Source organism: Aquimarina rhodophyticola (assembly GCF_042434915.1).
Lineage (GTDB): Bacteria > Bacteroidota > Bacteroidia > Flavobacteriales > Flavobacteriaceae > Aquimarina.
On the sequence record NZ_CP170198.1, the window covers coordinates 3,604,955 to 3,622,508 of the forward strand.

The 17,554-nt window shown below is 30.8% G+C and carries 3 protein-coding genes; all 3 read left to right on the top strand.

Annotated elements, in window-relative coordinates; all coding sequences use genetic code 11:
- The first annotated feature begins 34 nt into the window (after nt 1-34).
- From ACE939_RS15680 to ACE939_RS15690, 3 genes are read left to right on the top strand one after another with little or no spacing between them, the layout of a single operon-like run.
- Complete coding sequence (locus ACE939_RS15680) at nt 35-8,680, top strand: amino acid adenylation domain-containing protein (protein WP_378186673.1); 8,646 nt, start codon at nt 35-37, stop codon at nt 8,678-8,680.
- Nucleotides 8,649-12,101: an amino acid adenylation domain-containing protein gene (locus tag ACE939_RS15685; RefSeq protein ID WP_378186675.1), complete on the top strand. Its 3,453-nt coding sequence runs from the start codon at nt 8,649-8,651 to the stop codon at nt 12,099-12,101. Before ACE939_RS15680 ends, ACE939_RS15685 begins: the two co-directional genes overlap by 32 nt.
- On the top strand, nt 12,089-17,548 hold the full coding sequence (locus tag ACE939_RS15690; protein ID WP_378186677.1) for a MupA/Atu3671 family FMN-dependent luciferase-like monooxygenase: 5,460 nt from the start codon (nt 12,089-12,091) through the stop codon (nt 17,546-17,548). The genes ACE939_RS15685 and ACE939_RS15690 overlap by 13 nt, the downstream gene beginning before the upstream one ends.
- Nucleotides 17,549-17,554: the final 6 nt, after the last annotated feature.

Genomic DNA, 17,554 nt, shown 5'->3' on the forward strand with positions numbered 1-17,554 from the left:
AGTAGATTTTAGGGATCGGTGAAAAAATAATAATATGATACAAAAGAAAATAATTGCTAATTATTGGCGCAAAAAAATAAAAAATTTCTCTAAAAATACTTTGATGATTTCCAATTCATCAACAAATAGTATTTTAATTAAAAATGAAAGTTTATCCTATTTTTATAAACTAACCTCAGATAATCATATTGCCGAATTCACAATTTTTTTAACCATTTTCAACGCGCTTTTACAACGTTATTTTGGGGAATGTGATATGATCTTCTCAAATGATTTGATCCCTAGTGAAGATATTTCATTATTATATAGTTTTTCTTCTATAAACAATAAAGTATTTAAACAGTTTCTTCAAGAAGTTAAGGAGGAAGTTCAGGATGTATACAAGCATAAAGATTATGATTTAGATATGTTTCAAGAAAAAGAATTTAGAAAACATACGCCTTACGGATTTTCTTATAATGGGATTAAAAATTATTCTTCTTCATTTTCATTGAACGTGACTAAGCAAGAAAATAAGGATATTAGAATTTCTATACTTTTTTCAGAAAATTTTGTAAAGAAGGAGCTTGCAAGTCATTTCCTAAATAGATTTAGTATTTGGGTTAAAGAATTAGAAGAAATCATAGGAAAGCAGACTTCTCAAATCGAAATCGTATCCATAGAAGAAAAAGGAAAGCTTCTATCAGCTTTGAATACTTCAGAAAATTCCGATTTTTTATCTGATACAATTATTTCATTCTTTCAATCACAAGTTGCCAATATTCCAAATAATATTGCTATCGAGTATGAAGGGAAACAATTAACTTATGCCGAACTTAATGATCAATCTAATCAATTAGCTCATTATCTATTAGAAAATGCTGCAGTATCCCCAGGTGATTTTGTTGGTGTAAAACTGACTAGGAGCGAAAAATTATTAATTTCATTACTAGCAGTTCTTAAAACTGGAGCGACTTATGTACCTATAGATGTCAATTATCCAGAAGAAAGAATTGCTTTTATAGAAAACGATAGTGATTGCAAATTAGTTATTGATGAGAAAGAACTAAATAACTTTGAAAAAGCTCAAGCAAATTATCCAAAAGAAAGTATTCAATATGACCTAAAACCAAGCGATTTAGCATACATCATTTATACTTCAGGGACTACAGGAAACCCTAAAGGAGTAATGATTACTCATCAGAATGCAGTTGCTTTGATTAATTGGGCAAAGGAGGAATTTAAAAACACTATTCATGAGGTAGTATATGCTGCTACTTCTCATTGTTTTGATCTCTCTGTTTTTGAGTTATTTTATACGTTATCTGTAGGGAAGAAAATAAAATTACTAGATAACGCACTCGAAATAGGTAAATATTTAGAAAATGATACACAGGTATTACTAAATACGGTTCCTTCAAGTATTCGAAACGTATTAGAAGAAGGGTATGATTTATCAAATGTAAGTGCTGTGAATTTGGCGGGAGAGCCTTTTCCAGTTGATATTGCGCAAAAGCTTTTAACTACAAAAGCTGAGGTTAGAAATCTATATGGACCATCTGAGGATACTACTTACAGTACATGCTATAAACTGTCAACTACAAAAGTATATACATCAATTCCTATAGGTAAGCCTATTACAAATACTCAAGTTTATATTTTAGATGAACATATGCAGTTATTACCGCCAGGAGCAATAGGTAAATTATATGTTTCTGGAACTGGAGTTGCACAAGGTTATTTGAATCGTCCAGAACTTACGGCTGAAAGTTTTATTGAAAACCCTTATTGCCAAGGAGAACGGATGTATGATACTGGGGATCTAGCAAGATGGTTACCAGATGGAAATATTGAATTCTTAGGGAGAAAAGATCATCAGGTAAAATTGAGAGGGTATCGTATAGAATTAGGAGAAATAGAAAATTCTATATCAGCGTTTTCTGAGGATATTTTGCAAGCTGTTGTGGCTATTAAAACAGTTAAGAAAGAAGATGTTTTAATTGGTTATTATGTAGAAAATAGTGTTGTCGATACATCTCAATTAAGAACTCATTTAAGTAAGCAACTGCCATCATATATGATTCCCAATTATTTTATTGTGATAGATTCTGTTCCACTCACTCCCAATGGAAAAGTGAATAAAAAAGCTTTGCCAGAAATTACTTTTACTAATGCTGTTAAAAAGGATTATGTAGTACCAAGAGATAGAGAAGAGGAAGAATTGGTAAGAATATGGGAAGAAGTATTGGGTATTGACAATATTGGTATTGAAGATCACTTTTTTGAATTGGGAGGCCATAGTTTGATGATTTCACAAATCATTAATCGTATCCAAAAGGAAATGGATAAAAGTGTTCCCTTCAAGGTGTTCTACACTGATCCTACCATTAAAAAATTGCGAGATGTATTAAAAAATCAGAATTTTTCATCTATAAATAAGGCACCTGAATCAGATTACTATCCAGTAACCCCTTCTCAACAAAGATTGTGGTTTTTAAGTCAATTTAAAGAAGGTAGTCAAGCATATTGTATAACAGGTGCTGTAACTTTAGATGGTAACATAGATGTAGGGGATTTTGAAAAAGCATTCAAACACATAATTGATCGGCACGAAATACTGCGTACTTATTTTAAAAACAATGAAGAAGGAACTTTAAAACAATATATAGTTCCGACATCGAATCTGGAATTTAATTTGTATGTAAAGGATTTTTCAGAATTGCCATTATCCGATCAATCGATAGAAGAGTATATAAAGGATGAACAAACTAAAAAATATGATTTGAGCAAAGCTCCTTTATTAAGAGCTTCACTTTTAAAAAAGGGGAATAACAGTTTTGTATTTTTCTTATCAATGCATCATATTATTAGTGATGGTTGGTCAATAGAAATTTTTACTTCAGAGGTTATCCAAGGATATAGACAGTTGCAGTTAGGGAAAGCTTTAAAATTACCAGACTTACCAATACAATTCAAGGATTATGCGGTTTGGTTAGCAGAGACGAATACGATAAGCTCGCAAAAGAAATCAAAAGAATATTGGTTAAATGTTTTTGAAGGAGAACTTCCAGTTTTAGAGTTGCCAGGTTTTATAAATCGCCCGTTGATTAAAACATATTCTGGTAAAGTTTTAAATTATCGATATTCAAAAGAAGTTTTGTTGCAATTAAAAGATTTTTCACAAAAAAATCAAGCAACATTATTTATGACTTTGATGGCATCTACAAAGATCTTACTATCTAAATATAGTAATCAAAAAGATATTATCATTGGTACACCAATAGCTGGTAGAGAACACCCAGACTTAGAGTCCCAAATAGGATTGTATTTAAATACATTAGCAATACGAACACAATTAACAGAACTGGATAGTTTTTTAGATGCACTTAAAAAAGAAAAACAACAATTGTTAGCAGGATATTCCTATCAGGAATATCCTTTTGATCAGCTAGTAAATCAGCTTAATTTAAAAAGAAATACTTCAAGATCACCACTTTTTGATGTGATGATAGTATTACATAATCAAAAACAATTATCTAGTTTTAGAAACAGAAAAGAACTCACAGGTATTGCGATAGAGGAGTTTAAAATAAAACAAGAAACTTCTCAGTTTGATTTGTCCTTTACCTTTATTGAAAAAAACGAAGATTTAGCATTAGAGATATGTTACAATACAGATATTTATGAAGAATCTTTTATAGAATCTATCTTTTCTCATTTAGAAAACATATTTAAACAAGTATTAGTTTTTCCGAATATTCAAATAAAAGATATTGATTTATTAACCACTGAAGAAAAACAAGAAATATTAGTAAATTTTAATGGCAATGATGCAGAATATCCAAAAGATAAAACCATAGTTGATTTATTTAAAGATCAGGCAAAAAAAACTCCAGATGCAGTAGCTTTAATTTTTGAAGATAAAAAACTTACATATAAAAAACTAGATGAAGAGTCAAATCGTTTGGCTAATTATTTATTATCTAATTATAAAATAGAAACAGAAGATCTGATAGGTATAAAATTAGATCGTAGTGAGTTATCTGTTATAGCTTTATTAGCGGTTTTGAAAACAGGAGGAGCATATGTACCAATAGATCCAGATTACCCACAATCACGAATTGAATATGTTGAAAAAGATTGTGATTGTAGGTTAACCATTGATAAAACTTTGCTTGAAGCTTTTAATAAAGCACAAAATAACACAAATATTCTTCATGAAGTATGTATTAAGCCAAATAATTTGGCCTATGTGATTTACACTTCTGGATCAACTGGAAAACCTAAAGGAATTTTAATAGAGCATCAACCCGTAGTAAGGTTAGTGAAAAACACTAATTACATTAAAATTAACGATGAGGATAAAGTTTTAGGACTATCCAGTTTTTCTTTTGATGGTTCTACGTTCGATGTTTTCATGCCTCTTTTGCATGGAGCAACTATGGTTATATCTTCAAAAAATATCTTCTTAGATTTCAATGAATTTGAGGATTTATTGATAAAGCAAAGTATAACTAGTTTTTTTATTACAACCGCTTTATTTAATACTATTGTTGAATCAGAATTAGAATCAATTAAAAGTTTAAAATATGTATTGTTTGGAGGAGAACAAGTATCTGTAAGACACGTAAGACGATTTAAGGAGTTATATCCTAATGTTAAACTTCATCATGTATATGGGCCAACAGAAAATACAACATATTCTACCTATTATCCTGTAAACAATATTCCTGAAAATATACAAACGATCCCTATTGGGAAAGGAATATCTAATAGTACTTGTTATATTTTAGATAATAATCGCAGACTAGTTTCGATAGGAGTAATAGGAGAAATTTATTTAGGAGGTGATGGTTTGGCAAGAGGCTATCTAAATAGAGAAGATTTAACTACAAGAAAATTTGTTCCCCACCCCTTTCAACCTGGAAAACGATTGTATAGAACGGGTGATTTGGCAAGATGGACACTTGATGGATTAATCGAATTTGTAGGGAGAATAGATGATCAGGTAAAAATAAGAGGATATCGAATTGAGTTAGGAGAGATCGAGAATGTTTTATTATCACAGTCAGGAATACGTCAAGCTGTAGTTGTGGTTAAGAAACAAGAGATAGGTTTAGCGCTAGTTGCCTATATTGTTTCAGAATCAGATTTGGATAAGAAAGAATTAAAAGTGAAGCTCAGTAGAGATCTTCCAGGGTATATGCTGCCAAATTACTATGTACTATTAGATGCAATTCCATTAACTCCAAATGGAAAAGTTGATAAAAATAATTTACCAGAGACTACAGGAGAGAATATCCTGAAACATGAATATATAGCTCCCAGAACAACAACAGAAAAAGAGATTGCATCGATATGGCAAGATGTTTTACATCTAGAACAGATTGGTGTTACAGATAATTTCTTTGAATTAGGAGGGCATAGTTTAATGATTTCTCAAATTATTAATCGTATCTATAAAAATATGGGTAAGAATATTTCGTATTCCTTATTCTATAATAATTCGACTATAGAAAAATTATGTAACACATTAAAAGACCAAGAATTTTTATCTATAGATTGTGCAGAAGAATCCGATTTTTACCCTACCACGCCTTCACAACAAAGGTTATGGTTTTTAAGCCAATTTAAAGAAGGTACTCAAGCATATCATATAACAGGTGCAGTGGCTTTAGAAGGGGGTATTAATGTTAACCATTTTGTCAGAGCTTTTAACTATGTGATTGATCGTCATGAAATATTACGTACCTGTTTTAAAAACAATGATAATGGCGTTTTACATCAGTATATTGTTCCTACAGTAGATTTGGATCTTAACTTATCCATAAAAGATTTTTCTGAATCAATATCGCCAGATAAGTCTATCGAGGAGTATATAAAAGAAGAACAAAATATTCCTTACGATTTATCCAAAGCACCTTTATTAAAAGCGTCATTATTAAAAAGAGGAAATAATCATTATGTATTTTTCTTATCGATGCATCATATTATAAGTGATGGGTGGTCAATAGAGATTTTAACTTCAGAAATTCTAGAGGGATACAGGTTGTTACAATCAGAGCAAGTTTTGAAATTACCAGATCTATCCATACAGTTTAAAGATTATGCAGTTTGGTTGTCAAGAACAAATACTATAAGTTCACAAAAGGAGTCAAAAGAATATTGGTTAGATGTTTTTCAAGGAGAATTACCAGTATTGGAGTTGCCAAGTTTTAAAAAACGACCGTTGATAAAAACGTATTCAGGTAATGTGTTGACTTATAATTACTCAGAAAAAGTTTTGTCGAGATTGAAACATTTTTCACAAATACATCAAGCTACATTATTTATGACTTTGATGTCTGGGGTAAAAACGTTACTTTATAGATACAGTAATCAAAAAGATATTATTGTTGGTACACCTATTGCGGGTAGAGAACATCCCGATTTAGAATCTCAGATAGGATTATATCTTAATACATTAGCAATCCGAACACAATTTGATGAAAAGGACAGCTTTTTGAATGTACTCCAGAAAGAAAAACAACATTTATTAGATGCATACTCATACCAGGATTATCCTTTTGATTTACTTGTAGAGCAACTTAATTTAAATAGGGACACTTCTAGATCACCATTGTTTGATGTAATGGTAGTGTTGCAAAATCAACAACAATTATCTGGTTTTCAGCATAAAAAATCGATAGAAGGACTGGCTATAAAGGAGTTTAATCTAGGTTCGGAGTCTTCTCAATTTGATTTGTCTTTTGCTTTTATAGAGAAAGAAGAAAATCTATCATTAAGTATTTCATATAATACAGATATTTATGAAAAACCTTTTGTAGAAGGTGTTTTCTCACATTTAGAACAAGTTTTTTTACAGATACTATCTTCACCTTCCATACCATTAAAAGCAATAGGATTACTTACAATAGATGAAAAACAAATTATTTTATCAGAATTTAATAGTACAAAGATTGTTTATGATACAGACAAGACAATAGTAGATTTATTTGAAGAACAGGTTGTAAAGACACCAGATGATATTGCTATTGAGTATGAAGGTGAATTGTTAACATATAGTATGCTTAACGAAAAATCCAATCAGTTAGCTCATTACTTAAGAAAAAAAGCAGGCATAACCGAAAACGATTTTGTTGGAGTCAAGATAGCAAGGAGTGAAAAATTGTTAATTACTTTATTAGCAGTACTCAAATTAGGAGCAGCTTATGTTCCAATAGATATAAATTATCCTCAGGACAGAATTAATTATATAGAAAAAGATAGTAATTGTAAATTAGTAATTGATGAGGATGAGTTAATCCATTTCCAACAAAATCGAAAAAAATACGCCAAAGAAAACATAGATCGTACTATAAAACCGGGCGATCTGGCATATGTTATTTACACTTCAGGAACTACAGGGAGTCCCAAAGGGGTTATGATTAGACATCAGAATGCCGTTGCTTTAATTAATTGGGCAAAGGAGGAATTTAAAAATACTGATTTCAATGTAGTTTATGCTTCGACATCACATTGTTTTGATCTCTCTATTTTCGAATTATTTTATACACTATCTGTAAGTAAGAAAATAAAATTGCTTGATAGCGCATTAGAAATAGGTAAGCACTTAAAAAAAGATACTAAGGTATTACTAAACACGGTTCCATCTAGTATTAGAAATGTATTAGACCAAGAGTATGATTTAACTAATGTAAGTGCAATTAATTTAGCAGGAGAGGCTTTTCCTGTGGATATTGCTCAAAAGCTCTTAGCATATAATGCAGAGATTAGAAATCTTTATGGACCATCGGAAGACACTACATATAGTACATGTTATAAATTATCAAATACGAAGACGTATAGGTCAATTCCGATAGGAAAACCAATAACAAATACTCAAACTTATATTTTGGGAGAATGTATGCAATTATTACCAATAGGAGTTGCGGGTAAACTTTATGTTTCTGGAGATGGATTGGCCAGTGGTTATCTAAATCACGATAAGTTAACGTCAGAAAAATTTTTAGAAAGTCCTTTTTTGAAAAATGAACGAATTTATGATACAGGAGATTTAGCAAGATGGCTACCAGATGGTACTATAGAGTTTTTAGGCAGAAAGGATAATCAGGTAAAAGTAAGAGGTTATCGTATAGAACTAGAAGAAATAGAGCATGTTTTACAAGAAGAAAGTAGTATAAATCATGCAGTAGTTCTGATAAAAGAACTATTAGGAGAAAAATATGTTGTGGCTTACCTTACAGGAAAAGACATAGAGATTAAACAGGTACGTCATTACTTATCAAAAAAACTTCCTGGTTATATGATCCCTACTCATTATTTGATTGTAGATTCCATACCATTAACTCCCAATGGTAAAATAGATAAAAATCAGTTATTAGCATTAGAGGTCACTAAAATTAATATAACAAACTACCTAGCACCAGAAAATGATATAGAAAAACAATTAGTTACTATCTGGGAAGAAGTATTAGGGGTATCAAAAATAGGGATTACAAGTGATTTTTTTGAATTAGGTGGGCATAGCTTAAAAGCTACTCAGATATTATCAATAATACATAAAGAATTTGGTGTATCCATAAATATTCAAGAATTATTTACACACCCTACAATTCAAAATCTGGCGATTAGTATTGAAAATGCCAAATGGTTTCAAGAAGTAGATTATGATCAATCAACTCAAAAAATCATCATATAAAATAATGGATATAGCTTCTTTAATAAAAGAATTAAGAGAAAATGAGGTGGTTGTAAAATTGGTTGATAACCAATTAGAAATTATCTCATTAAAAGAAAAAATTGACACGAGACTTCTTGAAAAGTTGAAAGCGCAAAAACAAGAAGTAATGGATTATTTGTCATTAATTTCTATTAAAAACATATATAAGGAAATTCCAAAAGTAGAAAGTTTAGATTCATACCCTGTATCCAACGCACAACTTAGAATATGGTTAGAATCCCAATCTGAAAAGGCTTCTGTTGCATATAATATGCCTTTCGAAATGTATTTGAAAGGCGATTATGATATTGCTATTTTAGAAAAAGCAATACAATACATTATTGATAGGCATGAAATATTACGAACTGTATTTAAGTTAGATACCCAAAAAGAATTAAGACAATATATATTGTCACAACTGGAATTAGATTATAAAATTGATTATAAGGATTTTAGTGAGAATCCTGAAGGTGAAAATCTAGCCAAAGAATATATAAGAACACAGGCAAACATTCCTTTCGATTTAGAGCAAGGACCTTTAATAAGGGTAAGTGTATTACAATATAAAAAGCAGTCATATATTTTCATTTGCAATCTTCATCATATTATTTGCGATGCATGGTCTCTTCCTATCTTAAAAAAAGAAATCCTTTCGGTATATCAAAGTTTAAATACTAAAAAAAAACCAGAATTACCAGAATTAAGAATTCAGTATAAAGATTATACTTCTTGGTATTTGAAGAGTTTGCAAGGTGAGTTTTTAATAAAACAGAAAGAATACTGGTTAAACCAATTTACTGATGAAGTACCCGCGCTTGAATTTCCATTAAAAAGCACACGATTTCCTGTCAAAACGTATAATGGGCAAACCTTAAAAACATATTTTGGAAAAAAGCAAGCAGAGTTGATTCATACTTATCAGCATCAAAAAGAAGGGTCTTTATATATGGTGATGTTAAGTACGCTCTATATAATGCTTAGTAGATATACTGGTACCGATGATATAGTTATTGGTAGCCCATTTGCTGCCCGAGAACATGCAGATTTGAAAAATCAAATAGGATTCTATACCAATACATTGGCAATAAGAAATAAACTGGAAAAAACAGATACATTTCACAGCTTTTTTGCCAAAGTAAAACAATCAGTTTTAGAAGCATATAATAACCAGCAATATCCTTTTGAAGAGATAGTTAAAAATCTAAAAATAAAAAAAGATCCTTCTAGGAACCCTCTTTTTGATACAATGCTAGTAGTATTACCAGATGACAAGACAGAAGTAATAAATGAAATAACGGAAGCAGAGATAAATAAAATTGTAATAGAAAAAAATACGACCAGCAAATTTGACCTTTTATTCTATATAGAAGAGGTTGGGACAAATATTTCTTTTAAGATAGAATATAATAGCGATTTGTATGAAGAATCTATAATCAGACAATTTATAGAGAACTACAAAAAAATGGTCGAATTATTACTGCTAGAACCAGAAAAAAAAATAGCTACTATTAATTATCTATCGAAAGAAGGAATATGTAACGCTGAAATAGACCTTGAAAAATATCAATCTCAAACGGTAATTTCATTATTTGAAAAACAAGTAGAAAAAACTCCTGAAGCGATTGCAGTTTGCTACAATAATAAATTCTTAACATACCAAGAATTAAACGAATCTGTAAATCAAATAGCTTTCTATTTAAAAAAGCAACACTCCAAAATAACGACAAAAAATGTAGGCGTACTGTTGGAACGCTCACATTTTAATGTGATGACAATGTTGGGGGTTATAAAATCGGGAGCTTGTTATGTTCCAATAGATGCAAAATACCAAGAAGATCGCAAACAATATATAATAAACGATGCCGAAATAATGACTGTTATTTCGACTACTGATGTATGCGAAACATCTTTTATAGGTTCTGCAAAAGTTACTCATTTAGATACTTTTAATTTTTCTGAATGGGATTCTAAAAATCCGGCAATAATAAATTTATTAGATGATCCCGCTTTTATTATCTACACATCTGGGTCTACGGGTAATCCTAAAGGAGTAGTTCAAACTCATAAAATGCTAAGTAATCTTATTCAATGGAATATGTATGATGCTCATATAATGACTGGATTAAAGCATTTACAATACACTTCATTTAGTTTTGATGTGTCTTTACAGGATTGCTGGTTTGTGCTTAGTAGCGGAGGAACGTTGTATATTACTCCTGAATCAATGAAAATTGATTTTTTAAAACTCTCCCAGTATATTGTAGAAAATAAACTAGAAGTACTTTCTTTCCCTTTTTCTGCATTATCAAATTTTTTTAAGTATGTAGATAAAGAGTTTTATAAAAAGCACCAATTAAAACATATTATTTCATCTGGAGAACAGCTTACAATAGACAAAGCTTTGGAAAGTTTTTTGTTAAGTTCTTCAGAAGTAAAACTTCATAATCACTACGGGCCCTCAGAAACACACGTGGTAACTAGTCATACATTATCTGTAGAAGAAAATGGTATAATTAAATATGTTCCTATAGGGAAACCTATAGCGAATACGACTATATATATATTAGATGCAAGTCTTCAACCCGTACCAGAAAAAGTTATTGGAGAGATTTATATAGGAGGTGATAATTTAGCAAAAGGATACGTGAAACTACCAGAATTAACCAAGGAACGTTTTATAGTCAATCCATTTCAAAAAGAAGATCGTTTATATAAAACAGGAGATTTGGGGTATAAAAATGATAAAGGAATTATAACCTATTTGGGTAGAAACGATGATCAAGTAAAAATTAGAGGATATAGAATAGAACTCACCGAAATAAGGAATGCTCTTTTATCTCAGAGTAATATTCATCAAGCTTATATAGATGTTTTGGATAGGAAAGATGAAAAAGCAATTGTAGCATTCATTACAGCTGCAGACGAAGTTGATAAACAACTTTTACGGAAACAACTCGGTCAGCAATTACCAGAATATATGATACCTTCTTATATAGTAGTGGTGGATCATATTCCACTTACTTCAAATGGGAAGATCGATAAAAAGAAATTACCAAGTGTAACAGATGAAGCATTAGTAAAAGCCAAATATACAGCTCCAAAAACTCAAATTGAAAAAGAATTAGTAGTGATTTGGGAAAACGTATTGGGGGTTTCTTCTATAGGGATTCTAGACAATTTTTTTGAATTGGGAGGTCATTCTTTATACATAACTCGCATGCTATATGAAATAAATGAGGTATTTGAGATTAAACTACAAATAAAAAGTGTCTTCGCCTCACAAAATATACAAGAGTTAGCTAAGGTAGTAGAAGATGAGGTAGTATTTAAAAATGGAGTATCAGGAAATCAAACAGAACAAATTAAAACCGACAAGAATTCAGAAATATGGGAAATCTAAGCATTAAGCAAAAATTAACTGAATTAATCCTAGAAGGGATACGTTTTGAGGTTTCTCAAGATAAGTTATTGATAAAAGGAGATCTAAAATCTTTAAATGATAAGGATAAGAAGTTTTTGAAAGACAATAAAGTAGATATTATTTCTTTAATTGAAAATCAAATACAAGAAATTCCTGTAGTACAGAAAGTAAATAAAAGCACTCCTAAGCCCCTTTCATTTTCTCAACAAAGCTTATGGTTATTGGATAAAATCAATAATGGGAGTAATCATTATAACTTAAACTCTGCTTTTAAATTAAAAGGTAAAGTTGATTATAAAGCATTAGATAAAACTTTTTTGACTATTCTACAAAGGCATGAAAGTTTACGCACTTATTTTTTGGTAGATCAGTCAGGAGAGCCTATTCAAAAAACTCAAACCATAACCGATTTCAATATTATTGCAGAAAAATTAGATACATCTTTAGAGAATTATGAATCGAATATTATACAAAAAATAGAAGAAGAAGCATGTAGGGTGTTTGATCTAACCAAAGATTTGTTACTGAGTGTCCGACTCTTAAAACTAAATCAAGAAGAACATATTTTAACTGTTACGATGCATCATATAGCATCTGATGGTTGGTCAATGGGAATTTTAGTTAATGAATTTAATACTTTATATACTAGTTATATTAATGGCGAGACGAACCCTTTACCTGAATTAAAGATACAATATTCTGACTATGCATATTGGCAAAGACAATGGTTAAAAGGCAAGGTATTAGAGGAGCAGACAAATTATTGGAAAAATCAACTTTCTGATTTACCAGTATTACACAGTCTACCATTAGATAAATCTAGGCCTATTATGCAAAGTTTTAATGGAGATACTTATAATTCTTATATAGATAAAAATGTGCTTAAATCTTTATATGATTTATGCAAATTAGAGGCAGCCTCCTTGTTTATGGGGATACATGCTGCATTTAGTAGTTTGCTAGCAAGGTATAGTAATGAAACAGATATAGTATTAGGAACCCCTATCGCAAACCGAGAAAAAGCTGAAACATCAGATTTAGTTGGCTTTTTTATGAATCTTTTAGTTTTAAGAAGCGATTTGTCGCAAAAACCTAGTTTTAGAGAATTACTAAGACAAAGTAAGAAAATGCTTGAAGAGGCTTATGAACATCAACAAATGCCTTTTGAAAAATTAGTAGAAGCCTTAGAAGCAAAAAGGAATTTAAGTCATAATCCGCTATTTCAAATTTTATTAACACTCCAGAATAATCAACAAGGAAAATTTTCTTTGCCAGGTGTGGTTATGGAACCTGCTAATTATGGAAAAGGAAATAGCGCTAAATATGATCTTAGCTTAAACATAACAGAAAATCCTGAAGGGCTCTGTCTGTCTTGGGAATACAATACAGATCTATTTAAAGAAGATACCATAATTCGTATGGCTGAGCATTTCGAAACATTACTAACCTCTTTATTAGATCATTTAGACGAAAATATTTTTAAAGTAAATATGACCAATGAAAGGGAAGAAAATGAAATTTACAAACATTTACAAGGAGAAGTAGTAGAAATCAGTAATAGTGATTGTGCCGTTGAATCATTTAATCATCAGATTAAAAATATACCAAATCAAACAGCCGTTATTTGTAACGATGTTTCTTATAGTTATAAACAATTAGGAGAAAAAGTAGATTCGATTGCTCAGTTTTTATTGAATCAAGGAGTTCAAAACGGTGATAATGTAGGTATATGTTTATTACGAAATACTGAAATGGTAGCTGCAATTTTTGCTTGCTTTAGAGTTGGGGCAGTATACATACCTCTTGATCCCGTTTATCCTTCAGAAAGAAGAAATCAAATTATAAATGATGCCCAACTAAAATGTATTGTAACGTTAAAACCATTAAGAGAACTGTATTTAAAAGAGGGATCTAATGAGGATTTCGTCTATCTTGATCAGCTCAAATTTCAAAAAGAAAATAAAAAAACAATATCAGATTATAAAGATAGTGATGTAGCATACATCATTTTTACATCAGGTACAACAGGAAAACCTAAAGGAATTGAAGTAACTCATAAAAATTTAAGTAACCTTTTAAAAGGATTAGATGTTTCGTTTGGTAGTAAAACTAAACAAAAATGGCTTGCACAAACTAGTGTAAATTTTGATATTTCTGTTTTAGAACTTATTTGGACAATTTCAAGAGGACAGACTATAGTACTTCAACAATCAAATCCATTTAAGTTACTACCACCAGATCGATTAAGCCTAACTAAAGAAATTGATTTCAGTGTCATGTTTTTTGGAGCAGACAAAAATGATGATCAGAAGTATGATCTGCTATTAGAAACAGCAAAATTTGCAGATAAAAACGATTTCACGGCTATATGGACACCTGAACGTCATTTTGGAGAGTTTGGAGGCGCATATGCAAGTCCTTCTGTATTAGGCTCAGCATTGTCTGTTTTAACTCAAAATATAAGTATTAGGGCAGGTAGCGTTGTTTTGCCTTTACATGATTCAATTAGTATTGCAGAAGAATGGTCGATAGTAGATAATTTAAGTAATGGAAGAGTAGGTATAAGTATTGCTTCAGGGTGGCATCCAAATGATTTTGTTATTTCAAATTCGAATTATAATAATCGTCATCAGGAAATGAGAGACAGGGTTTCGGAACTAAAAGATCTTTGGAAAGGGGAACCAGTGGTAAGAAAAAATGGAGCAGATAAAGATTTTACGATTAAAATTCGACCGATTCCGATTCAAAAAGAATTACCAATATGGATTACAGCTGCAGGTAATCCAGAAACCTTTAGATATGCAGGAGAGATTGGAGCAAATATTCTTACCCATATGCTTGGGCAATCTCAAGAAAAGTTAGAAGAGAATATTAAAGTTTATCATAAAGCATTAATAGATAACGGGTTTAATGTTGAAGAAAAGAAAGTTTCCTTGATGCTTCATACGTATATCGATTCATCAGAGAATGTTGCCTTAGGAATTAGCAAGAAGCCTTTTAAAGAGTATTTAGGATCTTCTATAAAATTAATGGAGCCAATGGCTCAAGAGCTAGGACTGGATGTAAACACACAGAGTGAAGAGCTTATTGAGATGGCGTATCAAAAATTTAGTAAGGAAAACACACTGTTTGGCTCTCCTGAATCTTGTCAGAAAATGTTGTTTAATATTCAAAATATTGGAGTTACAGAAGTAGCATGTTTGGTAGATTTTGGAGTGGAAAGTGAAAAAGTATTGTCTGGACTTAAAAAGATTGTTGAAACTAAAAATATATACCGCTCATATATAAGTCTTAATAGAGTATTGAATACAGATAATCAAAAAACAGAATTAGACCTGATTAACGATCATAAGATTACTCATGTACAAATGACACCGTCTCAGTCAAAACTTGTAGTAGATCTTTACAATCAGACTCAAAATAAAGAATTATCATCGGTTCAACATTGGTTTATAGGAGGAGAAGCAATACATAAAGATGTAATAAAAGGGCTAAGTACCATTATCAATTCTAATTGTAAGCTATATAATATGTATGGTCCTACCGAAACAACAGTTTGGTCTGCTTGGAGGGAGATTAATAGTAAAGATATCAATATTGGTACCCCGATAATTAATACAGATTTATTGCTGCTTAATGGGGATGAACAACAAGTGCCAATAGGAGTAGTAGGAGAACTTTTTATAGGGGGATTAGGTGTAGCAAAGGGGTACTATAATAATCCAGAACTTACTGATAAAAATTTTAAGGACATAAAACATTCTTATTATGGTAACAATAGATTTTATAAAACAGGTGATTTAATGAAACTAACTGCAAATGGTACTTTTGAGTACATTGGCAGAAAAGATAATCAAATCAAGGTAAATGGTTATCGTGTAGAACTTGAAGATATAGAAAAAACAATCTCTGAAGTTTCTGGTGTAAACGATTGTAAAGTAGTACCAATCGTAAAAGACCATGAGGTATCCCTGTCGGCATATGTAGTAAAAGAAGATATTGTTTATGGAGATTATGAAGATCTTCCTGTCGAAAAACAAGCAAGACCATTTCATTTTACAGATGGTAGTACTGTATATCATCAATCTGACAGGCAATTGGCAATGTTATATCAAGAGATAATAGAGGACGGTATCTATTTTAAACATGGTATATCGATACCCGAAAATGGTTTAGTTCTGGATATAGGAGCAAATATCGGCACATTTAGTATAGATGTAAATCAAAGACAACCTAGCGCAACCATTATTGCATTCGAACCTATTCCACAGATTTTTTCAGCTTTAAAGAAAAATTTTGAGCATCGCCAAATAAAAGGGCGTGTCATGAACTATGGAGTATCTAATAAAAAAGAAAGAGCAACATTTTATTATTATCCAGAAATGGCAGGTATGTCAGGAAGGTTTGCTGATAAGGAAACAATATTAAATGCAATTGAAAAATATATAGAACATGATAAAGAGGTTTTAGAAGAAGGAACAAATGATTTGTCTGGAGAAAAACAAAAAATAGCCCAATCGCTCTATGATAATATAGACGGACCAAATGGTTTATCAGATGAGTTTAAACAATATTTGTCATCGTTGTATTTCTCAGAAGAAGTTGATTGCCAATTGACTACTGTTTCTGATGTTATAGATGAACTAAACATACAAACAATTGATTTATTAAAATTGGATGTAGAGAAAAGTGAATGTTTGGTTTTAGAAGGAATTCGACCAGAACATTGGTCTATGATTCGGCATCTTGCTGTTGAGGTAGATGGGGACAATAATCTAGATATTATTACAAACCTACTTAATAATAATGGATATACAGTAAATGTCGAGGAGTTGGTAATGAGTGATACCAATGCTCCAAAGGAAGAAAATACCTATATGTTGTATGCAACTAATAATAACCATGGAATAGAACAAAATGGTTCTGCTATAGAGCAATTACATGCGCAAACGGATGAAGGTACAATTAAAGATTTTTTAAAACGTAAACTTCCTGATTATATGAATCCCAGGGATATTGTTTTTGTCCCCGCTATACCATTGATGGAAAATGGAAAAGTGGATATGATAAAATTAAAAGAATTTAAGCCCAAAAAAATAGTATCAAATGATATCCCAAAATTAACGAATAAAACCGAATTAGATATTTACCGTATTTGGTGTGAAGTTTTAAACAAGGAAAATATCCCTTACCATGTTAGTATTTTTGAAGCAGGCGGAAATTCTATTAAAATAGTCTTGTTGCACGAAAAATTACAAAAAGAGTTTGGTGTTAATTTTTCTTTAATTGAGTTGTTTCGTAATCCTACAATTCCACAACAAGCAAAATTGATTCAAAATACCAATAATCAAGAGGATAATACTGTTAATAAAGCAGTAAATAAAGGTGCTGCTAGAAGGAATGCTCGTGCCAACAAAATTAACTGATATAAT